16 protein-coding genes and 1 rRNA gene are annotated in these 22,669 nt (G+C 71.0%); 7 read left to right on the top strand and 10 right to left on the bottom strand.

What is annotated here, in order from left to right; translation table 11 throughout:
* Positions 1-90, bottom strand: a 16S ribosomal RNA gene (locus ACFV5H_RS31690); the annotation flags it as partial.
* Between the two features lie 580 nt (positions 91-670).
* Here ACFV5H_RS31690 and ACFV5H_RS31695 point away from each other — a divergent pair.
* Together ACFV5H_RS31695 and ptsP are read left to right on the top strand one after the other, a co-directional pair.
* Complete coding sequence (locus tag ACFV5H_RS31695) at positions 671-1,120, top strand: PTS glucose transporter subunit IIA (RefSeq protein ID WP_385057534.1); 450 nt, start codon at positions 671-673, stop codon at positions 1,118-1,120.
* 77 nt (positions 1,121-1,197) lie between these two features.
* Positions 1,198-2,868 carry a phosphoenolpyruvate--protein phosphotransferase gene (gene ptsP / locus ACFV5H_RS31700; protein WP_385057532.1) on the top strand — a complete coding sequence of 557 codons (1,671 nt, stop codon included), beginning with the start codon at positions 1,198-1,200 and terminating at the stop codon, positions 2,866-2,868.
* Positions 2,869-2,947: 79 nt separating this feature from the next.
* On the opposite strand, the gene ACFV5H_RS31705 is transcribed toward ptsP, so the two are convergent.
* Together ACFV5H_RS31705 and ACFV5H_RS31710 are read right to left on the bottom strand one after the other, a co-directional pair.
* Complete coding sequence (locus ACFV5H_RS31705; RefSeq protein WP_385198360.1) at positions 2,948-3,835, bottom strand: hypothetical protein; 888 nt, start codon at positions 3,833-3,835, stop codon at positions 2,948-2,950.
* A 99-nt stretch (positions 3,836-3,934) separates the two neighbouring features.
* Complete coding sequence (locus ACFV5H_RS31710; protein ID WP_385198361.1) at positions 3,935-5,911, bottom strand: acetoacetate--CoA ligase; 1,977 nt, start codon at positions 5,909-5,911, stop codon at positions 3,935-3,937.
* Between the two features lie 213 nt (positions 5,912-6,124).
* On the opposite strand from ACFV5H_RS31710, the gene ACFV5H_RS31715 reads away from it, so the two are divergent.
* The gene (locus ACFV5H_RS31715; RefSeq protein WP_385198363.1) at positions 6,125-8,503 is read left to right on the top strand and encodes a glycoside hydrolase family 31 protein; all 2,379 of its coding nucleotides are present in this window, start codon (positions 6,125-6,127) and stop codon (positions 8,501-8,503) included.
* Here the strand turns inward: ACFV5H_RS31715 and ACFV5H_RS31720 are convergent.
* Positions 8,494-9,030: an NUDIX domain-containing protein gene (locus tag ACFV5H_RS31720; protein ID WP_385057525.1), complete on the bottom strand. Its 537-nt coding sequence runs from the start codon at positions 9,028-9,030 to the stop codon at positions 8,494-8,496. The genes ACFV5H_RS31715 and ACFV5H_RS31720 overlap by 10 nt on opposite strands.
* A gap of 45 nt (positions 9,031-9,075) precedes the next feature.
* On the bottom strand, positions 9,076-9,885 hold the full coding sequence (locus ACFV5H_RS31725) for a M15 family metallopeptidase (RefSeq protein ID WP_385198364.1): 810 nt from the start codon (positions 9,883-9,885) through the stop codon (positions 9,076-9,078).
* 385 nt (positions 9,886-10,270) lie between these two features.
* Between ACFV5H_RS31725 and ACFV5H_RS31730 the strand changes: the two genes are divergently transcribed.
* Together ACFV5H_RS31730 and glpK are read left to right on the top strand one after the other, a co-directional pair.
* Entirely contained in the window at positions 10,271-10,996 is a 726-nt protein-coding gene (locus ACFV5H_RS31730) for an MIP/aquaporin family protein (protein ID WP_385057521.1), read from the top strand.
* A 33-nt stretch (positions 10,997-11,029) separates the two neighbouring features.
* Positions 11,030-12,541, top strand: a complete 1,512-nt coding sequence (glpK, locus tag ACFV5H_RS31735; protein ID WP_385198366.1) for a glycerol kinase GlpK — start codon at positions 11,030-11,032, stop codon at positions 12,539-12,541.
* 83 nt (positions 12,542-12,624) lie between these two features.
* Here glpK and ACFV5H_RS31740 read toward each other — a convergent pair whose 3' ends face one another.
* Genes ACFV5H_RS31740 through ACFV5H_RS31760 form a run of 5 tightly spaced genes read right to left on the bottom strand, consistent with a single transcriptional unit; the run spans position 12,625 to position 20,745 of the window.
* Positions 12,625-13,230 (bottom strand): ATP/GTP-binding protein, encoded by a 606-nt coding sequence (locus ACFV5H_RS31740; protein WP_385057517.1) that lies wholly within the window; start codon positions 13,228-13,230, stop codon positions 12,625-12,627.
* Positions 13,211-16,894: a hydantoinase B/oxoprolinase family protein gene (locus ACFV5H_RS31745; protein WP_385198367.1), complete on the bottom strand. Its 3,684-nt coding sequence runs from the start codon at positions 16,892-16,894 to the stop codon at positions 13,211-13,213. The genes ACFV5H_RS31740 and ACFV5H_RS31745 overlap by 20 nt, the downstream gene beginning before the upstream one ends.
* A 24-nt stretch (positions 16,895-16,918) precedes the next feature.
* A complete protein-coding gene (locus ACFV5H_RS31750) occupies positions 16,919-17,314 on the bottom strand; it encodes a DUF742 domain-containing protein (RefSeq protein ID WP_385057515.1) in 396 nt (131 codons plus the stop codon).
* A 9-nt stretch (positions 17,315-17,323) separates the two neighbouring features.
* The gene (locus tag ACFV5H_RS31755) at positions 17,324-17,758 is read right to left on the bottom strand and encodes a roadblock/LC7 domain-containing protein (protein WP_217129918.1); all 435 of its coding nucleotides are present in this window, start codon (positions 17,756-17,758) and stop codon (positions 17,324-17,326) included.
* Positions 17,755-20,745 carry a nitrate- and nitrite sensing domain-containing protein gene (locus tag ACFV5H_RS31760; protein WP_385057513.1) on the bottom strand — a complete coding sequence of 997 codons (2,991 nt, stop codon included), beginning with the start codon at positions 20,743-20,745 and terminating at the stop codon, positions 17,755-17,757. Before ACFV5H_RS31760 ends, ACFV5H_RS31755 begins: the two co-directional genes overlap by 4 nt.
* 418 nt (positions 20,746-21,163) lie before the next feature.
* On the opposite strand from ACFV5H_RS31760, the gene ACFV5H_RS31765 reads away from it, so the two are divergent.
* Positions 21,164-21,745: a hypothetical protein gene (locus ACFV5H_RS31765; protein WP_385057512.1), complete on the top strand. Its 582-nt coding sequence runs from the start codon at positions 21,164-21,166 to the stop codon at positions 21,743-21,745.
* 106 nt (positions 21,746-21,851) lie between these two features.
* A complete protein-coding gene (locus tag ACFV5H_RS31770) occupies positions 21,852-22,649 on the top strand; it encodes an IclR family transcriptional regulator (RefSeq protein ID WP_385057510.1) in 798 nt (265 codons plus the stop codon).
* The last annotated feature ends 20 nt before the right edge of the window (positions 22,650-22,669 follow it).

The raw sequence follows: 22,669 nt of genomic DNA on the forward strand, positions 1-22,669 counted from the left end.
AATCCCCACCGAAGTGGTTCATCGTTCGACTTGCATGTGTTAAGCACGCCGCCAGCGTTCGTCCTGAGCCAGGATCAAACTCTCCGTGAATGTTTTCCCGTAATCGGGACGAACACGTCACGAGAGCGGAACCACCGGAGGAATAGTCCGGCGGTTCACAGCGTCCTCGCTGTGTTTTTCTTCAAAGGAACCTCAACCCGGTCGAACCGACCGGGTCGGGGTATCAACATATCTGGCGTTGACTTTTGGCACGCTGTTGAGTTCTCAAGGAACGGACGCTTCCTTTGTACTCACCCTCGCGGGCTTTCCTCCGGGCGCTTCCCTTCGGTCTTGCGTTTCCGACTCTATCAGTGTTTTTCCGGCCCTCTGACCACCCTCCTGCAGACACGCAGAAAGTGATCCAAAGTTAGGATCTGACAAGTTGGATTGCTGTCGAGTCAGGGGCGTCTGTTCGCGCCGCTCATCCCCGAGCAGGAGTACGACTCTACACGGGGTCGCGGACCACGTGCAAATCGATTAGAGTGGGTGGTCTAGACCTATCGTCTAGACCACTGATCCGGACCTGTCCCCCGGAACCGGTACGTCACATGACATACGCTGCTGAACAGCGCGCCGGAGGCAGGCAGTGACGGCGGCGTACGTACAGATCTCCACGCCTGGGAGGCTTCCCATGACCACCGTGACGTCCCCGCTTGCAGGACGGGCCATCGGACTGGCGTCCGTGCCCGACCCGGTCTTCTCCGGGGCCATGGTCGGCCCGGGTACGGCGATCGACCCCGCGCGGGAGCCCTCCGAGGCCGTCTCCCCCGTCGACGGTGTGATCGTCTCCCTGCACCCGCACGCGTTCGTCGTCGTCGACGAGAACGGACACGGCGTGCTCACCCACCTCGGCATCGACACCGTGCAGCTCAACGGCGAGGGTTTCGAGCTGCTCGTCAACAAGGGCGACACCGTGACGCGCGGGCAGAGCATCGTGCGCTGGAATCCGGCCACCGTCGAGGCCGCCGGTAAGTCCCCGGTGTGCCCGGTCGTTGCCCTGGAGGCCACGGCGGACGCTCTCTCCGATCTTCGTGACGACGGTGATGTGAAGGCCGGCGACACCCTCTTCCTCTGGAAGTGACGCGGCGCCGTCCCGTGACGGCCACCAGGACAACCAACGCGGCGGCGGAACCCGCCGCTCTACCGGAGACGGGTGAGATGGAGACAACGCTGCGAGGCGTCGGTGTCAGCCACGGTGTGGCGATCGGCGAGGTACGGCACATGGGTACAGCGGTGCTCGAGCCGCCGGCCAAGCAGATCCCGGCGGAGGAAGCGGAGCGCGAGCAAGGGCGTGCCCGCAAGGCCGTGGAGGCGGTCGCGGCCGATCTGATGGCGCGCGGCAACCTCGCCGGGGGCGAGGCCCAGGCGGTGCTCGAGGCGCAGGCCATGATGGCTCAGGACCCCGAGCTGATGGCCGACGTGGAGCGACGCATCGCCGTCGGCAGCACCGCTGAGCGTGCGGTGTACGACGCGTTCGCCGCGTACCGCGAGCTGCTCGCGAATGCCGGTGAGTATCTGGCGGGCCGCGTGGCCGACCTCGACGACGTGCGGAACCGTATCGTCGCGCGGCTGCTCGGGGTGCCGATGCCGGGTGTGCCGGACAGCGACGAGCCGTACGTCCTCGTGGCCCGTGATCTCGCGCCGGCGGACACGGCGCTGCTCGACCCGACGCTGGTGCTCGGCTTCGTGACCGAGGAGGGCGGCCCGACCAGTCACAGCGCGATCCTGGCCCGCGCTCTCGGTGTCCCGGCCGTGGTCGCCCTGCCCGGTGCCGGTGAACTCGCCGAGGGCACGCTGATAGCGGTCGACGGCAGCACCGGCGAGATCTTCGTGAACCCGAGTGACGAGAAGAAGGCTCAGCTCGAGGCGGCGGCGGCCGAGCGCAAGGCGGCGCTGGCGGCGTCGACCGGGCCCGGTGCGACCGCCGACGGTCACAAGGTGCCGCTGCTGGCCAACATCGGTGGTCCGGCGGATGTGCCTGCCGCCGTCGAGGCGGGTGCCGAGGGCGTCGGTCTCTTCCGTACCGAGTTCCTGTTCCTGGACGACGACAAGAAGGCTCCTTCCGAGGAGAAGCAGGTCGCGGCCTACCGTCAGGTGCTCGAGGCGTTCCCCGAGGGCCGTGTCGTGGTGCGGGTGCTGGACGCGGGCGCGGACAAGCCACTGGACTTCCTGACTCCGGCGGACGAGCCGAACCCGGCGCTGGGCGTGCGTGGTCTGCGGACGCTGCTCGACCACCCCGAGGTGCTGCGTACGCAGCTGACGGCGCTGGCCAAGGCTGCCGAGGGGCTGCCCGTCCACCTCGAGGTCATGGCCCCGATGGTGGCGGACCGGGCCGATGCCAAGGCTTTCGCGGACGCCTGCCGGGAGGCGGGGCTGCGGGCGAAGTTCGGCGCGATGGTCGAGATTCCGTCGGCCGCGTTGCGGGCGCGCTCGGTGCTGCAGGAGGTGGAGTTCCTGTCGCTGGGCACGAACGACCTCGCGCAGTACACGTTCGCCGCGGACCGTCAGGTGGGTGCGGTCTCCCGGCTGCAGGATCCGTGGCAGCCCGCGCTGCTCGACCTGGTGGCGCTGTCCGCCGAGGCGGCGAAGGCCGAGGGCAAGAGCTGTGGTGTCTGCGGTGAGGCCGCCTCCGACCCGCTGCTCGCGTGTGTGCTGACCGGTCTGGGGGTCACCTCTCTCTCCATGGGGGCGGCGTCCATTCCGTACGTACGGGCGTCGCTGGCGAAGTTCACGCTGGCGCAGTGTGAGCGGGCCGCGGCGGCGGCCCGGGCGGCGGACAGTGCCGCGGATGCCCGTGCCGCCGCTCAGGCGGTGCTGTCGGGCGAGTAGCCGGACCGGACCGGTCGGCGACGGGTGTCCCCGAGGGGCGCCCCACCTGGAGGTGGGGTGCCCCTCGGGCGTTTGCGGCTCAGTGGCGGTGGGCCGGGCTCGGTCCCTCGCCGAGGTCGGGCGGCTCGCAGTAGTCGACGTTGGACTCCGGGGAGATGAGGTCTCCGGACTCGGCGTCGGTGCAGTAGGCGTCGAAGACCTCGCCGGCGGTGAGAGGTTCGAGGCCGTAGGCGCGCAGTCGCCAGCCGTGGATACGGTCGGGGCTGCCGGGTTTGCTGGTCCGCATGACCAGTCCGCCGGGGCTCTCGGTGGCGAGGCCGACGGCCAGGACGGTGGTGAATTCGAGGGCTTCGGACTCGTCGAGTTCCATGCGGCCGGCGATGTCGTCGGCGTGCAGGACGGCGACGAGCGTTTCGGGTGATCCGGAGACGCTGCACACGAGGTGCCGCTCGCCGGGTGGGGCCGTGTCGAGGATGCGGACGAGGAGGTGCGAGGCGCGGATGAAGGCGGCGCGGCCCAGGTCCTCGCCGCACGAGGCGCAGGTGCCGAGGCGGGCGAGGAGCGTGGTCGCGTACTCCCAGGTGGCGTGGCGTACGGCCTCGTCGACGAGGGTGGGCAGGAGGTCGGCCAGTGGGCGGCCGTCATAGGGGACCGTGGGGCCGGTGGAGGCGAGTGCGGCCGTGAACCGCGTGCGGCTGGTGTGGCTGTCGGGGTCGAGGCCCGTTTCCGCGCAGTACTCGGCGTAGTCCTCGGGGTCGAAGAGGGCCACCGTGGTGTGGCTGCCCTGCAGCGCGCGCGTCCTGAGGACGGCTTCCATGTGTTTGAGGTAGGTGGTGTGGTCGTCGAAGACGAAGCTGTCGTAGCGCCGCATGGCGCGGAAGTCGTGCTCGTCGGCCAGCAGGCCGATGGTGCCCGCGACTTCGCGGCGCAGGACGCGTCGCAAGGTTCGGTGGTCTGTGTAGGTCATGTCTCCCCCTGTGCACAGTCGATCGATGCTCACTCACAGTAATCGGCGGCACTGACAACGGCGTGGGCCGAGGGGGAGCCGGTCATGTTCCCGGGACGGTCAGGCGCGCTTGCGGGCGAGTTCCTCGTAGAAGGCGAGCAGGCCGAGGTTGTCGATGGAGCCCGGGTTGACCGCCTTTTCCAGCGGGGTGCCCTGGAGGAGTCGCTTGACCGGGACCTCGATGCGTTTGCCGGTGAGGGTGTGCGGGACGCCGGGTACCTCGATGATCTCGTCGGGGACGTGACGCGGTGACAGTTGCTCGCGGATGGTCTTCTTGATGCGGCCGCGCAGGTCGTCGTCGAGGGTGGCTCCGGGTGCCAGGTGGACGAACAGAGGCATCCAGTAGTCGCCGTCGGGCTGTTCGACACCGATGACGAGGGATTCCCTGATCTCGGGGAGGCGTTCCACGGCTTCGTAGATGTCGGCGGAGCCCATGCGGACGCCCTGGCGGTTGAGCGTGGAGTCGGAGCGGCCGTGGATGACGACGGAACCGCGGGAGGTGATGGTGATCCAGTCGCCGTGCCGCCAGACGCCGGGGTAGGTGTCGAAGTAGCTGTCGTGGTAGCGGGTGCCGTCGGGGTCGTTCCAGAAGTGGATCGGCATCGAGGGCATCGGGTTGGTGACCACGAGTTCGCCGACCTCGTCGGTCAGGGGCTTGCCGCTGGGGTCCCAGGACTGCAGGTCCGTGCCCAGGCCGGGGGCCTGGAGCTCGCCGATGTGGACGGGAAGGGTCGGTACGGCTCCGGCGAAGCAGGAGCAGACGTCCGTGCCGCCGCTGACGGAGGCGATCCACAGGTCGGCCCCGTTCTCGGCGAACTCGTCGTGCAGCCAGCGGAAGCCGTCGGGGGGCAGGGGGGAGCCGGTGGTCGCGACGCATTTCACCGCGGAGAGGTCGAAGTCGCGCGAGGGGTGCACGCCGGCCTTGCGGCAGGCCATGACGTAGGCGGCGGAGGTGCCGTAGAGGGTGGCGCCGGTGCGTTCGGCGATGCGCCACTGGGCGCCCGTGTCCGGGAAGCCGGGACTGCCGTCGTACAGGACGATCGTCGTTCCGGTCAGGAGGCCGGAGACGAGGAAGTTCCACATCATCCAGCCGGTGGAGGTGTACCAGAAGAAGCGGTCCTCGGGGCCCAGGTCGCAGTGGAGTCCGAGTTGCTTGAGGTGTTCGACGAGGATGCCGCCCTGGGACTGGACGATCGCCTTGGGCAGTCCGGTGGTGCCGGAGGAGTAGAGCACCCACAGCGGGTGGTCGAAGGGCACCTGTTCGAAGACCGGTTCGGTGTCCGCGGCGGTGAGGGCGGACCAGTCCAGGGCTCCGTCGGGGGCCTCGGTGCCGAGCAGGGGGATGTGCACGACGGCGCGCAAGGTGGGCAGTTCGCGGCGGAGTTCGGCGACGGTGTCGCGGCGGTCGTGTTCCTTGCAGCCGTAGCGGTAGCCGTCGACGGTGAACAGGACGACGGGTTCGACCTGCTGGAAGCGGTCGAGGACGCTGCGGGCGCCGAAGTCGGGTGCGCAGGAGGTCCACACGCCGCCCACGGCCGCCGTGGCGAGGAGGGCGACGACGGCCTGCGGGATGTTCGGGAGGTAACCGCTGACGCGGTCTCCGGGGCGTACGCCGAGGGAGCGCAGCTCGGCCGCCAGGGAGCCGACCTGGCGGCGCAGCTCGGCCCAGGTGACGGGGCGGGGGTCATGGGTTTCGTCGACGTACAGCAGCGCGGCTTCGTCCGCGCGGGAGGCGGTGGCGCGCAGCGCGTGCTCGGCGTAGTTCAGCGTGGCTCCGGGGAACCACTGGGCGCCGGGCATCGAGCGGTCACCCAGCACGCGCGCGTAGGGAGTCGAGAAACGGACGTCGAACCATTCCGTGACCGCTTTCCAGAAGGTGTCCAGCTCGTCCACGGACCAGCGGTGGAGCGCCGCGTAGCCGCCGTCGGCGGGAGCGCCGTGGTGTTCGGCGGCCCACGTCTGGAACGTGGTGATCCGTGCCTGGGCGATCTGGTCCCGGCTCGGCTGCCAGAGCGGCTGGGGGTTCACGGTCGACATGGGGCGGCTCCCGGACTGTGCGCGTCGTGTGCGTCCTCCGCGCACGGGCTGGGGTGTGCGCGTGACGCGGCTGACAGGGACGATGCCATGTGATCGACTTCCGCACCAGGGCGTCCCCCACATAGTCCGTGTCGTGAAGATGTGCTCCGATCACAGGTGAACGGCAGTTGAACGACACGCATGAGGGGCGCGGTCAATGGCAGGGTGAGCAGCATGGACGGTCGTGACCTGGTGCGTTCGGTGAAATCGGTCGGTTCGGTGGGGGCGGCTCAGGGGTTGCGTACCGTACGGGCAGCGTGGCGCAGGCGGCGTGCCGACGCCACCGGGCTGCCGCCGCGGGAGCCGGTGCGGGCGCGGGTGCCCGGGACCGTACGGGAGGTGGAGCCGGGGCTCGGTGGCGGGCTGATCAGGTTCGGCCGCTCGGAGCTGCGGATCTTCGTGGCGGTGAACGGGGCGGTCTTCTGGGGCTGGGACGGGGCTGCTCCGGATCCGTCGTACGCGCTGGCCGGCCGCTGTCCCGATCCGGATCCGCGGGCCGCGCTGGAGCCGGACAAAGACGGTGGCTGGCGGGTGGTGGCCGAGCGGGTGACGGTGGTGGTCTCGCGGCACGGCGCGGTGGAGGTGCTCACCCCGGGGGGTGTGATGCTGCGGCGCGATCTGCCGCCGCGGTGGTGGGAGCCGGTGGGCGGTGGTGCCGCGCGCTGGATGCAGCGGTCCGAGGTGCCGGCCGACGCGCGTTTCTTCGGACTCGGGGGGCGTGCGTCGGGCCCCCGGCTGCGGGACGGCACGTACAGGTTGTGGAACGCCGCGCCCGGTCGTGCTGTCGGCCCCGGTGACGATCCGCTGTCCGTCACGATGCCGGCGCAGATGGTGGTGGCCGACGCGGGCACGCATCTGGTGTTCTACGACAACGCGTGGGACGGCACCGTGACGCTGCGGGAGGGTGAGGAGGGTGCCGGTTCGGGGCACGACCGGGCCGGGACGAGTGAGCTGCGCATGGGCGGTGGCCCGCTGCGCTGCTGGGTGATGGTGGGTGCTCCCGCGCGGGTACTGCTCGCCTGGGCCTCGCTCACCGGTGCTCCGGCGCTGCCGCCCGCGTGGGCGCTCGGTCACCATCACGCGCGAGGGTCTTCCGGTGGCGAGGAGGAGGTGCGGCGGATCGTCGCGGGGTACCGGGAGCACGGGCTGCCGCTCGACGCCGTGCACCTCGGCGTCGAGCACTTCGATGTCCGTCGGATGTTCACCGTGGACCAGGAGCGGTTCCCCAAGCTGCCGGTTCTCGCGGACGAGCTGCGGCGTGAGGGGATCAGGCTGGTGTCGGTCGTCGGTCCGGGGGTCGGCGCGACGCCCGGCACCCCCGTGTACGACGAGGGGGTGGAGCGGGACGCGTTCGTGCGGGACGCCTCCGGGGAGGTCGTGGAAGGGGTCGGGTGGACCGGGGAGGTGGTCTTTCCGGACTTCACGCACGCGCGCGTGCGTGCGTGGTGGGGCGGCCTGTACACGGAGCGGCTGGCGCAGGGGTTCGCGGGTGTCTGGCACAGCATGGACGAGCCGACGTCCTTCGCGGCCTTCGGCGAGCCGACGCTGCCGCGGTCGGCGCGTCACGCGCTGGACGGGCGCGGCGGTGACCATCGTGAGGCGCACAACGTGTACGGGCTGTGCATGGCCCGGGCGGCGTACGAGGGACTGCGGGAGTGGACGCCCTCCGAGCGGCCGTTCGTGCTCTCGCGTTCCGGGTGGGCCGGTATGCAGCGTCACGGCGGGGTGTGGTCCGGCGGGGTGATGACGGGGTGGCCCGGGTTGCGGGCGGCGTTGTCGGTGGTGCTGGGGCTGGGCCTGTGCGGTGTTCCCCAGGTGGGCCCGGACGTCGGCGGCTTCGACGGGGAGGCGTCGCCCGAGCTGTATCTGCGCGGGCTCCAGTTGGGGGCCTATCTTCCCTTCTTCCGCACCCGTGCCGGGGCGCGGGCGGGCCGGGGTGAGCCGTGGGAGTCCGGCGCGGACGTTCTCGAGCACGCGCGCGTGGCGCTCGTCGAACGCCGGCGGCTGCTGCCGTACTTCATGACGCTGGCGCATCTGGCCCGGCGTACCGGAGCGCCGTACGTGCGGCCGTTGTGGTGGTCGGCGCCCGAGGAGCGCGCGTTGCGCGACTGTGAGGACGCCTTTCTGCTCGGTGACTGTCTGCTGGTGGCGCCGGTGCTCGCGCCGGGTGTGGAGCGGCGGGCGGTCCGGCTGCCGCGCGGGCGGTGGTACGACACGGCGACGGGACGGGCGTACGACGGGCCGGCCCTGGTGTGGGTCGACGCGCCGCTGGGACGGATACCGGTGTTCGCGCGCGGGGGCGCCGTTCTTCCGGTGCTGGGGGAGGACGGTGGTCCGGAGCTGGAGGTGTGGGCACCGGCCCGGGGGCGGACCGGGAGCGGGCTGGTGGTGCCGGACGCCGGCGAGGGGTGGGAGGAGCCGGAGATCGAGCGTTACACGGTGCGGTGGTCGGGGCCGCGGGTCGTCGTGGAGCGGGAGGGCGAGGACGGCGGGGTCGAGCCGTCCTGCCCGGTGCGTGTCCGCGGGGTGGGCACCGGCGGGGGTCAGATGTAGCGGCCCTCGAACCAGGCCCGTGCGGCCAGGGTGTGCAGGGGGAAGGCGAGTTCCTCCGGGCGGCGCAGCAGGTGGCGGTCCTCGGTCTCGTCGGTGGCGGTGAAGGGCGGCAGGTCTTCCGCGGGGCGTTCCGGGAGGAGTCCGAACAGCAGCAGGTGTCCGTCGGGCGAGCTCATGGCGTCGGCGAGCCGTACGTCGCGGCTCGCCGCGCTGATGCCGGTCTCTTCCTCGAGTTCACGGACGACGGCCTGACGCCAGTCCTCCCGGTCGTCGATGTAACCGCCGGGCAGGGCCGTACGCCCGCGCGCGGGTGCGATGGTGCGGGTGATGACGACGAGGCCGGTGCCCTGTGTGTCGTACACGGGCTGGAGGGCGACCGCGACCGGCAGCGGGTTGCGGTAGGCGACGGTGCCGCAGGACGGGCAGGTGCGGGGCCAGCCGGAGACGCCCTCTCCGAAGGCCGTGCCGCAGCTCGAACAGTGGGAGTCCGGCGCGGAGTTGGGAGCCATGGCATGAGTTTCGGACACGCGCGGACTGTATCCGATCACGGTGGGGGCGTCTCCGGGGGTCGGTCAGTTGTGGCCGGTGAGTGACCTTCGGGACACCGGGAAGTCGAAGTAGGTGTCCGGGTGGGTCTCCGGCTTGAAGGTGTAGTGCCACCACTCCTCGGCGAGGTTCACGTAGCCGAGGTCCTCCAGGGTGCCCTTGAGGAGCAGCCGGTTGGCGCGTTGTTCTCCCTGGACGCGCGGGTCGAGGGTGCGGCTGAGGGTGTCGAAGCAGTCGTAGCCGGTGCCCATGTCGACGGAGGTGTCGGGGAACCGCTCGTCCTCGGGGGCGAAGCAGGGGGTGAGGGACTGTCCGGGATGGTAGAGCCTGGTCGGTTTCGTTGGGAGTTCCACGATGGTGAGGTCGACGGTCGAGCCACGGCTGTGGCCGGATTTCTCCGCGATGTAGCCGTCGGCGAACAGCCGGGTCTTGTCGACGTTCGGGTAGAACTCGGCCTTCATCCTCTGGTCGTCGAGGTCCTCGGCCCAGCGCACGAAGTGGTCCACCGCGCGCTGCGGCCGGTAACAGTCGTACACCTTCAGGGAGTAGCCCTCGCGCAGCAGTTGCTGTTGCGCCGTGTGGAGGGCCTCGGCGGCGGGGCGGGTGAGGATGCACAGCGGCTGCCGGTAGCCGTCGATGGGCTCGCCGACGAAGTTGTGCGGAGTGAAGTAACGGATCTCCTGGATGATCGTCGGGTCCACGCTGTCCAGTGCCACGAAGTCGCGGGGCGCCTTGGGTTCGGGTTTCGCCTGGGCGGTGGCGGAGGCGGCGGTCGTGGCGAGCAGGGCGGCGACGGCGGTGACCAGACCGCGTACCGCGCGGGAGAGTCGTGTCATGTCTCCTGCATCTATCAGGAGTCGGCTCCTCCGGGGAAGGACCCGTTCCCCGACCACCGAGTGTCCGCGCCGCCACGGAGGTGGCGCTTCCGGCCGGGTGGCCGATAACCGTTGCGGTCGGCGACCTTGACGCCCCCCGAGTGCCGGTGAACACTTCCCGGTGTCAGTCGACATCGCCGTACATCTCGGCGCATTCCGGCACGCCACCGCTGGGTTCTCCTGTGACAAGGCTCCCCCACGGGCGATTCGGCTGCGACGGCACGCTCGTCACGGACGCCGGGCGGGGCGCGGATCCTCCCCGCCTCCGGCTGAAGTCGCCATGGGAAACGCACCCTGCACGCGAGGTCCGGGGCGGATCGTCCCGGGCCGGGGCCTAGGAGCCGCCATGAGCAACGGAGACATATTCGTCGGGGAGACCATCGGCACCGCGATCCTGATCCTGTTCGGCGCCGGCGTGGTCGCCGCCGTCGTGCTCAACTACTCGAAGGCGAAGGACGCCGGCTGGGTCGTCATCGCGCTGGGCTGGGGTTTCGGCGTGATGGCCGGGGCGTACACCGCCGCCCCGCTGTCGGGTGGGCACCTCAACCCGGCGGTCACCCTCGGGATCGCCATCGACACCGGGGAATGGGACCACGTCCACGTCTACGTCGCCGGGCAGATGGTCGGCGCGATGCTGGGCGCCGTGCTGTGCTGGCTGGTCTACTACGCGCAGTTCCAGGCCAACGCCGAGGAGGACATCGCCCAGCCGACGCTCGGGATCTTCTCCACGGCCCCCGCGATCCGCAACCCCGTCGCCAATCTCGTCACCGAGGTCATCGCGACCATGGGCCTGGTGCTGCCGGTCCTGGCGTTCGGGCTCACCAAGGGGCTCGGCGAGTCGGGCACGGCGATCCTGATCGTCTCGTTCCTGGTGGTCGGCATCGGCCTGTCGCTCGGCGGCCCCACCGGGTACGCCATCAACCCGGCCCGTGACCTCGGGCCGCGCGTCGTGCACGCGCTGCTCCCGATTCCCAACAAGGGCACCTCGGACTGGGGCTACGCGTGGATTCCGATCGCGGGACCACTCATCGGCGGGGCACTGTCCGGGCTGGTCTTCAAGGCAGCATTCTGAACGGACCTCCGCACATACGACAAAGGGGACGTCATGACGGACAAGTTCGTCGCCGCGATCGACCAGGGCACCACCTCCAGCCGGTGCATCGTCTTCGACCGGCACGGCGCGATCGTCGCCGTCGACCAGCGCGAGCACCGGCAGATCTTCCCGAAGCCGGGCTGGGTGGAGCACGACGCCACCGAGATCTGGTCCAAGGTGCAGGCCGTGGTCGCCGGGGCGCTCGCCAAGGCCGGTCTGCGCGCCGAGCAGTTGAGCGCGCTCGGCATCACCAACCAGCGGGAGACGACGGTCCTGTGGGACCGGGACACGGGCAAGCCCGTGCACAACGCGATCGTGTGGCAGGACACGCGGACCGCCGCGCTCTGCGACCGACTCGGCGGTTCGGACGGCCAGGACCGTTTCCGCGAGCAGACGGGGCTGCCGCTGGCCAGCTACTTCTCCGGGCCGAAGGCTGCCTGGCTGCTCGACAACGTGCCCGGGCTCAGGGCCCGCGCGGAGAACGGCGAGATCGCGTTCGGCACCATCGACTCCTGGCTGATCTGGAACCTCACCGGCGGCACCGACGGCGGACGGCACGTCACCGATGTGACCAACGCCGGGCGGACCATGCTGATGAACCTGGAGACGCTGCGGTGGGACGCGTCCATCCTCGCCGCGATGGACCTGCCCGAGGCGATGCTGCCGGAGATCAGGTCCTCCGCCGAGGTCTACGGCACCGCCGTGGGCCAACTCTCCGGCGTACCCGTCGCCTCCGCGCTGGGCGACCAGCAGGCGGCGGTCTTCGGGCAGGCCTGCTACGACGTGGGCTCGGCGAAGAACACCTACGGCACGGGCAGCTTCCTGCTGCTCAACACCGGCAGCCGGCCGGTGCCGTCGAAGAGCGGGCTGCTCACGACGATGGGCTACAAGATCGGCGACGAGGCGCCCGTCTACTGTCTGGAGGGATCGATCGCCATCACGGGCGCGCTGGTGCAGTGGTTCCGCGACCAGCTCGGCATCATCCGTACCGCCGACGAGATCGAGCCGCTGGCGGCGAGCGTGGAGGACAACGGCGGCGCCTACGTCGTGCCCGCGTTCTCCGGCCTCTTCGCACCGTACTGGCGCTCCGACGCACGCGGTGTGGTCACGGGACTCACCCGGTACGTGACGAAGGCGCACCTCGCGCGTGCGGTGCTCGAGGCGACGAGCTGGCAGACGCGCGAGGTCGTGGACGCCATGTACCAGGACTCCGGGGTGCGGATCACCACCCTGAAGGTCGACGGGGGCATGACGAAGAACAACCTGTTGATGCAGCACCAGGCGGATGTGCTCGACGTGCCGGTGATCCGGCCCCGGGTCTCCGAGACGACCTGTCTGGGCGCCGCCTACGCGGCGGGGCTCGCCACGGGCGTGTGGAACGGCCTGGACGAGCTGAAGTCGCACTGGCGGAAGGACGCCGAGTGGACGCCGGCCATGGAGGCGCCGGTGCGGGACCGGGAGTACCGCAATTGGCGCAGGGCGGTGGAGAAGAGCTTCGGCTGGATGGAGGAGGGTGACGGCTGACCACGCTCGCGTGGTGCGTCGTTCCCCGCGCCTCGGCCCGTACTCCGGTCGGCGGGAGTACGGGCCGCGAACCTGCCGGCGTGTCAGGTGGTGACCGTCTGGCGTCGCTGTGCGGATTGGGCCATGGCGTGCTGGACGACGCCGATGAGGGTCTCCTTGACCGACTCGCGGTCCCGCGCGTCGCACATCAGCAGCGGTACGTGGTCGTCGAGGTCGAGGGCGCGGCGGACGTCGCCGGCCGGGTAGCGCGCCGCTCCCTCGAAGCAGTTGACGCCGACGAGGAACGGGATGGCGCGTCGCTCGAAGTAGTCGATGGCCGCGAAACAGTCCTCCAGGCGCCGGGTGTCGGCGAGGACGACGGCTCCGAGGGCCCCCTCGGACAGCTCGTCCCACATGAACCAGAACCGCTCCTGGCCGGGCGTGCCGAAGAGGTACAGCACCAGGTCCTCGCGGAGCGTGATGCGGCCGAAGTCCATGGCCACGGTGGTGGTGTTCTTCGCTTCCACACCGGAGGTGTCGTCGACCGGGCGCCCGGCCTCGGTGAGGAGTTCCTCGGTGCGCAGCGGCCTGATCTCGCTGACCGCGCCGACGAGCGTGGTCTTGCCCACGCCGAAGCCGCCGGCCACCAGGATCTTGAGCGTGACGGGCTCGACCGGGGGCTTGCCGCGCTCAGAACGCCCGAAGATCATCGATCTCTTCTCCTGCTCGATGGGGTTCGGGCGGCGGGCCGTATCCCCCGCCGCCGGGGGTTTCGATGACGAGTACGTCGCCGGTGCCGACGTCCGCCGAGTCGCTGCCGGCGAGCGGGACGACCGTGCCGTCCGCTCGCTCGACCCGGTTGGCGCCCGGTGCACCGGGGGCACCTCCCGCCATGCCGTACGGGGGCACCCTGCGGTGTTGGGACAGTGTGGAGACCGTCATCGGCTCCAGGAAGCGGATCCGGCGCACGGCCCCGTCCCCGCCGCGCCACCGTCCGGCGCCGCCGCTGCCGCGGCGCACCGCGAACTCCTCCAGGCGGACGGGAAGTCGCCACTCCAGGATCTCGGGATCGGTGAGCCGGGAGTTGGTCATGTGGGTCTGTACGACGGAGGCGCCGGGGAAGCCGTCTCCGGCGCCCGAGCCGGAGGCGACGGTCTCGTAGTACTGGTGGCGGGCGTTGCCGAAGGTGACGTTGTTCATGGTGCCGGAGCCCTCCGCCTGGACGCCGAGGGCCGCGTACAGGGCGCCGGTGATGGCCTGGGAGGTCTCCACGTTGCCCGCGACGACGGCGGCCGGTGGCTCGGGAGCCAGCATGGAGCCCGGCGGCACGATGATGTCCAGCGGGCGCAGGCAGCCGTCGTTGAGCGGGATGTCGTCGGCGACCAGGGTGCGGAAGACGTACAGGACGGCCGCGTTGACGACCGAGAAGGGGGCGTTGAAGTTGGTTGACAGCTGGGCGGACGTACCGGTGAAGTCGATGGTCGCGCGGCGGTTGTCGCGGTCCACGCGGACGCGTACGCGGATGACGGCGCCCGAGTCGGTCTCGTAGGCGTACGCGCCGTCGTCGAGGGCGTCGACGACGCGGCGCACCGCCTCTTCGGCGTTGTCCTGGACGTGCTTCATGTAGGCCTGGACGACGTCGAGTCCGAAGTTCTCGATCATGCGGCCGACCTCGTCGACGCCCTTGTGGTTGGCGGCGATCTGGGCGCGCAGGTCGGCGAGGTTGGTCCTCGGGTTGCGGGAGGGGTGGGGGGCCTCGGTGAGGAGGCGGAGGGTCTCCTCCTCGCGGAAGCGGCCGTTCTCGGTGAGCAGCCAGTTGTCGAAGAGGACGCCCTCCTCGTCGATGGTACGGCTGTCGGCCGGCATGGAGCCCGGGGCGATGCCGCCGATCTCGGCGTGGTGGCCGCGTGAGGCGACGTAGAAGAGGACCTTCCGGTCACTCTCCGTGCCGTCGGTGGGCCCGGTGCCGAAGACCGGGGTGATGACGGTGACGTCGGGCAGGTGGGTGCCGCCGTGGTACGGGTCGTTGACGGCGTAGGTGTCGCCGGGGCGCATGGCCGGGCCGCGCCGCCGGATGACCTCCTTGACGCTCGTGCCCATGGAGCCCAGGTGGACGGGGATGTGCGGGGCGTTGGCCACCAGGTTTCCGTCGGGGTCGAAGAGGGCGCAGGAGAAGTCCAGGCGCTCCTTGATGTTGACGGACTGGGCGGTGGACTCGAGACGGGCGCCCATCTGTTCGGCGATGGACATGAAGAGGTTGTTGAAGACCTCGAGCAGCACCGGGTCGGCTTCTGTGTCCACTTCGGAACTCTGCGTGACCGCGGCGCGTTCCATGACCAGATGCCCGTCGTCGGTCGCCGCGGCCCGCCAGCCGTCGTCGACGACGGTCGTCGCGCCGGACTCGGTGATGATCGCGGGTCCGGTGACGGTTTCGCCGGGGGGAAGGTCCTCGCGGCGGTGGAGGGGTACGTCGCGCCAGGTGCCGCCGGTGTGGAGGCGGACGGTCCGTGGGATTTCGGCGCGGTGCCCGGGGGTGCCTTCGTAGGGAGCGAGGGCGGAGAGATCGGGGGGTTCGGTGATGCCGGTGGCTTCGACGGAGAGGGCTTCGACGACGATCGGGCGGTCGAGCGTGAAGGAGTACGTGGCGCGATGACGTTCTTCGAAGGTGTGCCGCATCGTGCCGGGCTCGGTCAGCTCGACGGTAAGAGTGGTGTCGGTGCCGTCGTAGCGGAGCTGGGCGCGGCGGGTGACCTCGACGCGCTCCTCGGGGACGTCCTCGGCGAGGAGTTCCGCGCGGGCCGCGGCTTCGAGGTCGTCGGCGGTCCTGTGGACGCCGGGCATGGAGGCCGGTTCCAGGGGGGCCTCGACGGACTGTTCCCGCATGGCCGTGGTGTCGGCCAGGCCGATGCCGAGCGCGGACAGGACACCGGCCATGGGCGGGACGAGGACGGTGCGGATGCCGAGGGAGTCGGCGACCGTGCACGCGTGCTGCCCGCCCGCTCCGCCGAAGGTGGTGAGGGCGTACCGGGTGATGTCGTGGCCCTTTTGCACGGAGATCCGCTTCACGGCGCCGGCGATGTTGGCGACGGCGATCCGCAGGTAGCCCTCGGCGACCTGCTCGGGGGTGCGGTTGTCGCCGGTCCGCTCGTGGATCTCGCGGGTGAGGTCCGTGAAACGGTCACGGACGAGCGCGGCGTCGAGGGGCTGGTCCCCGTCCGGGCCGAACACCGTGGGGAAGTGGGCGGGCTGGACACGGCCGAGCATGACGTTGGCGTCGGTGACCGTGAGCGGGCCGCCGCGCCGGTAGCAGGCGGGTCCCGGGTCCGCGCCCGCCGAGTTCGGCCCCACGCGGTAGCGGGAGCCGTCGAAGTGGAGGACCGAACCGCCGCCGGCGGCGACGGTGTGGATGTCCAGCATGGGCGCGCGCAGCCGGACCCCGGCGATCTGTGTGGTGAAGACGCGTTCGTACTCGCCCGCGAAGTGCGAGACGTCGGTGGAGGTGCCGCCCATGTCGAAGCCGATGACGCGGTCGAAGCCGGCGAGCTGCGACATGCGGGCCATGCCGACGATGCCGCCGGCCGGCCCGGACAGGACGGCGTCCTTGCCGCGGAACTGGCCGGCTTCGGTGAGGCCGCCGTTGGACTGCATGAACATCAGCCGTACGCCGTCGAGTTCGTCGGCGACATGGCGGACGTAGCGGCGCAGCACGGGCGAGAGGTAGGCGTCGACGACGGCGGTGTCGCCGCGCGGGACGAGCTTCATCAGGGGACTGACCTCGCTGGACAGCGAGATCTGCGGGAAACCGATGCGGGCGGCGAGTTCCCCGACCGCTCGTTCGTGGGCGGGGTGGAGATGGCTGTGCACGCAGACCACGGCGACGGCCCGGATGCCGTCGTCGTACGCCTGTCGCAGCGGTCCGGTGAGGGCGTCCAGGTCGGGGGCGCGCAGGACGGTGCCGTCGGCGGCGATGCGTTCGTCCACCTCGACGACCCGCTCGTGCAGCAGCTCGGGCAGGTCGATGCGGCGGGCGAAGATGTGCGGGCGGTTCTGGTAGGCGATGCGCAGCGCGTCGCGGAAGCCGCGGGTGACGACCAGCAGGGTCCGTTCGCCCTTGCGCTCGAGGAGGGCGTTGGTGGCGACGGTGGTTCCCATGCGTACGGCGTCGACGGGGTCGTCGGATCCGTCCAGCAGTTCGCGGACGCCCACGACCGCCGCGTCGGTGCCGCGTGTCCCCCGGCCCCCGTGGCGCCGGGTGTGCTCCGGAGCCGGGTTGTCGGACAGCACCTTGTGCGTCAGCAGCCGGCCGTCGGGGCGCCTCGCGACGATGTCGGTGAAGGTGCCGCCTCGGTCGACCCAGAACTGCCAGCCTGTCACGTCACTATCCCGCTTCCGCGCCGGTCACAGCGCCCGGAGGCCGTTGATCACGTCGCGCAGAATACTCTCGTCCGGCAGCTCGGCCGGGGGTACCGGCCGGTTCACATGGACCAATTCCGATTCCACGAGATCTCCGACGAGGACCCGGACCACTCCGATCGGCAGATCGAGTTCGGCGGAGAGTTCGGCGACCGTCTGCGAGGTGTCGCGGCACAGTTCGACGATGTCCACGTGCTCCGGGGAGAGCGTGGGATCGTCCTCCGGATCGTCCGCGTGCGGCTCCGTGACGACCACCGCGATCAGGTCGAGGCGGTGCTGGGCCGCACTGGTGGTGCGGCCCCGCGTCATGGCGTACGGACGGACGACCGGTCCGGCCTCGTCGTCGAACCAGTGGCTCCTGCTCTGCCCGTCAGCGCTCATGTCATCCCACTACCCGCCCGAGGGCAGATCGGTGCGCGGAGCGGCGCCCAGATGCACACCGACCCGCTTCACGAGGAGCGTCATCTCGTAGGCGACCTGCCCGACGTCCGAGTCGGCGTCCGCGAGGACGGCGAGGCAGCTGCCGTCGCCGGCGGCGGTGACGAAGAGGAACGCCTCGTCGAGTTCGACGACGGTCTGCCGGACGTCACCGGCCTCGAAGTGGCGGCCCACACCCTTGGCGAGGCTGTGGAAGCCGGAGGCGACGGCGGCCAGATGCTCGCTGTCCTCACGGGTGAGGTCCTTCGACGCGCCCGTGGGCAGGCCGTCGCCGGAGAGCACGATCGCCTTGCGGATGCTGGCGACGCGGTCCACCAGGTCGTCGAGGAGCCAGTTCAGCTCCCCCTTGTCGGTCGTGGTGTGGCCGGTGGCCCTCGGTGCGGTCATCGACCGTCCCCCTTGTTCGTTCGTCGTGGTGCTGTGCCGCTGTCGGCTTCGTCGCCGGCGGCGTTCTCCTCGCGGCCGCGCTGCCAGCCGCGCTGGAGCGAGGCCATGCGGCTGCGGACTTCGTCGGCATCCCGTTCAACGGGCCGGGCCCTGTCCTCGTTCCGAGGTTCGGCACCGCGCTTGAGCTGCGGGGCGAGGCTGGCCTGCCGTACACGCCGGGGCAGCGATCCGCCGTCGGGTCGTACGGCGTCGGTGTCCTCGCCGTCCGTGGCCGGTGAGGAGTCGTCGGGGCCGCTCGCCGCGATGGCGGGACGGCGGGTGCGCCGGGGAAGGCCGGCAGGAGGCTCCGGCCGGTCGTCGCGCACGGGGCCGGAGGGCGCCGGAGTGTCGCTCCGGTCCCCGGTTCCGGTCCTGGGACCGGAGGGGTCGGGGCCCCGTCGACGGGCGGGCAGCGGAGGCAGTGACTCCGCGTCCGGTTGTTCGCGCTCGGCGTCGGAGGAGAGCCGTTCGGTGCGGCGGCGTGCGGGGAGCGGGGACAGTTCCTCCGCACCCGGGCGGCCGGTACCCCGGCGTCCCGCGGGGTCCTCACCGCGTCGGCGGGCGGGCAGCGGAGACGCTGCTTCCAGTTCGGGCCGGGTGGACGCGGAGGGCGTGCCCTCCTCCGTGCGCTCCGCACGGGCGCGCGCCTCACGGACCGGGCGCCCGTGGGAGCTGACCAGCTTGGGTGCTCCCCTGCGGGTCAACGGAACCGGGGCACTCCGGTCGTCCCCGTCCGGATCCGCGCCCTCGGACGTGTCGGGGGTCTGCTGATGGTGCTCGCGGCCGGGCCGCTCCTCCTGGGTGCCGGTGAGGGAGCGGCGGGAGCGGAAGAGGCCGCCGCGCCGGCTGTCCTCGTCGCCCAGGGCTCCGGGGAAGCCGTCGAGCGCGTCCAGATCGACGGGGGCCTCCAGTTCGACCGGGCCGTCCAGCAGCGAGGCGGGGAGCCGGGGCAGCTGTACGGGCACCTGGGAGAGGGCGGCGCGGCGGCTCTCCTCGGGTTCGCGGTCCGTGGAGCGCCGGGGGCGGTCGAGGCGGAAGCCGACGCCGTTGGTGTCCGGGACGTCGTCCGTCAGCAGCGCGTCGGGGATGAAGACGACCGCTGTGGTGCCGCCGTACGGGGAGGGCTGCAGGGAGACCCGGACGTTCTGTCGCTGGGCGAGGCGGCTGACCACGAACAGTCCGAGCCGGTCGGTGTCGGAGAGTTCGAACTCGGGGGTCTCGGCGAGTCTGAGGTTGGCGTCCAGGAGGGCGTCGGCCGCCATGCCGAGCCCGCGGTCGTGGATCTCCAGGGTGAAGCCGTTGGCCACGCGCTCGCCGAGGACCTGGACGGCGGTGTGCGGCGGGGAGAACACCGTGGCGTTCTCCAGCAGTTCGGCCACGAGGTGGGTGAGGTCGGCCACGGCCGGGCCGGTGACGGCGACCCTCGGCAGCCGGCGGACCTCGATGCGTTCGTAGTCCTCGACCTCGGCGACGGAGGCGCGTACGACGTCCATGAGCTGGACGGGTTTGCGCCACTGCCGGGAGGGCGCGGCACCGGAGAGGATCACCAGACCCTCGGCGTGCCGACGCATACGGGTGGTGAGGTGGTCCAGCCGGAACAGGTCGGCGAGTTCCTCGGTGTCCTCGGTCCGGCGTTCCATGGTGTCCAGCAGGGTGAGCTGCTTGTGCAGCAGGACCTGGCTGCGGCGGGCGAGGTTGACGAACACCTCGGAGACACCGGCGCGCAGTTCGGCCTGCTTGACGGCGGCCTCCACTGCGGCGCGCTGGAGGGTGTTGAGGGCCTGGCCGACCTCTCCCATCTCGTTCTTGTCGTACTCCAGGCGCGGGACCTCGGTCTCGACGTCGACCTGTTCGCCCGCCGAGAGGCGGCGCATCACGCTGGGCAGTCGCACGCCGGACGCCTCGTGGGCCTCCAGGCGCAGCTGCCGGAGGTCCCGGACGAGTCCGCGGCCCACGCGCACGGAGAGGACGAGGGAGACCAGGAGGGCGATCAGTCCGAGGACACCGGCGATGACGGCCTGGGTGATGACGCCCATGGCGACGGGGCGGACGCGGTCCTGGTAGCGGTCGGCGGCCTGGTCGTTGAGGGTGCCGAGTTCGGAGAGCACATTACCGGCGGCGATGTCCCAGCTCTTGGCCGTGATCCCGCGGGGCTCCCCGGCGCCGGAGGAGACGGCCGCCTCTTCGCCGACGCGCAGCGGAGCGGACGCGGCGTTCTTCCAGAAGGTCTCGTAGCGGTCGCGTTCGGACGCGGGCAGCTGCGGCAGACCGGCGTCGTACATCAGGGTGCGCTGGGCCACGAGGTCGGAGATGTCCCGCACTTCGGCACGGGACAGTTCGCCGACGATCAGGGCGGAGCCGAGCAGGGCGTCCTCGCGGGAGAGCAGTTCGCGGGCGCGGGCGAGACTGACCAGGGCGCGGTACTGCTTGTCGAGCTCGACGTCGTCGACCACGTGCAGACTGGCCAGCAGGATGTAGCACGGGTCGATCAGCCGGTTGTAGAGGTCGAGGGCCTGGGAGCGGTCGACGGTGCCGTCCTCGACGCTGCGGCGCAGGGACTCGATGCCCTCGAAGGAGTCCAGTACCGCGCTCAGCTCGTCGGAGTCCCCGTGCATGGCCTCGCGCACATCGGTGTCCACCGCGCTCCTGCGGACGCCGGCGACCGCGTCGTCGGTGGCGGAGCGACTGCGCCGGAGTGCGGCGAGGCCGTCGGAGGCGCGGGGGTCGGCGAGGTAGACGAGGGTCTGCCGGCGCTCCTGCTGGAGGACGCGGACGGTGTCCTCGACGGGATAGCCGACCTCCTCCATCACCGACGACACGTCGAAGAGATGGCTTGCCTCGCGGCCCGTGAGTACCGTGGTGAAGGCCCAGATCGTCGTCAGGGACAACAGCGGCACGAGAAGCAGCGCCACGATCTTCCGGCGGATGGACTTCCCGCGAAAGCGCATGGCCTCCCCCAGCTCGACCCCCGACCGGCCGGAGGTACACATGTGCGTCAACAAACGGCGCGAGCCTACTACCGCGCCGGGGTGAACTCGAAGAGCCGTCCGGAAGCTGTAGTTCCGTACCTGGGGCGGGAGATGGGGAGTTGTCCGGGCATTGCGGGAGATTGCCTCCCGGAATCCGGGGCACCTTCCTGGGGTCGATCTCCGGGACAGGAGAGGACGGTTGGCCGGTTTCTTTTCAAGTCGGGAATCTTCACGGCGTGCCGTTCGTCCTTCTCTGTGGGAAATGGGGGCGGAATCGGCCACAAGAGCCGTGTCCCGCACCTGGGCGGCGTAGAACGGCGCAAGCCGGGCAGCCACTGGAGATCCGGGTCTTCGGACACGAGTGGGCGGTCTGCTGGCGGTGGGGAGTGACACGTTGATGGGCACGGCGGAGCGGCGCGAGGCGCCCGAGGAGGGCGCGGCGGCGCAGGTGACGACGCGGTCGGATGCCGGGGCGCCCGGATCCGGTGCAGCCGCGTCCGGGCGCGGGACGGCCGGCGAACGCGGCGCCGCGGCGCGGGGGAACAGAGGGAGTACCGGCGAGCCCGGCGGCTTCAGCGGGAAGGCCTCATACCGGCCGCTGTGGGTCGAGGAGCCGGCCCGGCGGCGCCGGTTGCCGGACCCGGTGCGGACGGCGGCCGTGCGGGCGGTGCTCATCATCTCGGTGACGCTGATTCAGGCCATGGTGGCCTTCCTGTGCACGCTGGCCGAGTCCTGGCTGGCGTTCCCCATGGTCATCAGCAGTGTCGTCAGTACGATCCTGGCGACCTGGGGAGTCCTGGACGTCTGGGTGACCCGTCAGGTCTGGAATCAGCGCAATGGCGTGGTGTCCGCGCCCAGCAGCACCGCGCGGGCCCTGCGGCGCGAGCGGCGCCGCGCCCGCCGTCAGCAGCGGGCCGCCCAGCGGGCGCAGGCTCGAATACGCCGTCGGGGCGGAGCCGGGCAGCTGTCGCACCCCTGAGACCGCTCGCTCGCCGTGGCAGGGGCCCTCGATACGCTGAAGTCGCACATGGCGCGCCGGAGGGTGCCCTGCGCAACGGTTACCGACAGATGGTGAGAGCCGAGCCATGACCGGCGAGCGGAAACAGCCCGGGGGGAACGGGAGGGGCACGACGAGTGCCGTGCAGTCGGTGGACCGTGCGGTGAGTGTGCTGGAGATCCTGGCGAGGCACGGCGAGGCGGGGGTCACGGAGATCGCCGGCGAACTGGGCGTGCACAAGTCCACGGCCTTCCGGCTGCTCGGTGTCCTGGAGAACCGCGGTCTTGTGGCCCAGACGAAGGACCGCGGCAAGTACCACCTGGGTGCCGGTGTGCTGCGCCTCGCGGGAGCGGCCGCCGTGCGGCTGGACATCTCGCAGGAGGGCGTCCCCGTGTGCCGGGAGCTCGCCGACGAGCTGGGCGAGACGGTGAACATAGCGGTGCTGGACGACGACGCCGCCGTCAACATCATGCAGGCCCGGGGCACGGCGTCGGTCACCGCGCAGAACTGGCTCGGCAGGCGCACCCCGCTGCACGCCACCGCCGGCGGCAAGGTGTTCCTGGCCCACCTGCCACCCGCCGTCCGTGAGGGCCACCTCGCCCGCCCGCTGCGCCGGTTCACGGAGCGGACGATCGTCGCGGCGTCGGAACTGCGCGGTGAGCTGGAGACGGTGGTCGAGCGGGGGTACGGCGCCACGCTCGAGGAGCTGGAACTGGGGCTCGCGGCCGTCGCGGCGCCGGTCCGCTCGCACGACGGCACGGTGATGGCGGCGATCAGTGTCTCGGGGCCGGTGTACCGGCTGTGTGCGGACCGGCTGCCCGAGCTGGGCAGCCGGACGGCGACGGCGGCGGCCGAGCTGTCCCGGCGCATGGGCTACGGCTTCTGAGCCGTGTCCGGGACGCCGCC

It is taken from the genome of Streptomyces sp. NPDC059787, assembly GCF_042732315.1.
GTDB classification, from domain to species: domain Bacteria; phylum Actinomycetota; class Actinomycetes; order Streptomycetales; family Streptomycetaceae; genus Streptomyces; species Streptomyces atrovirens.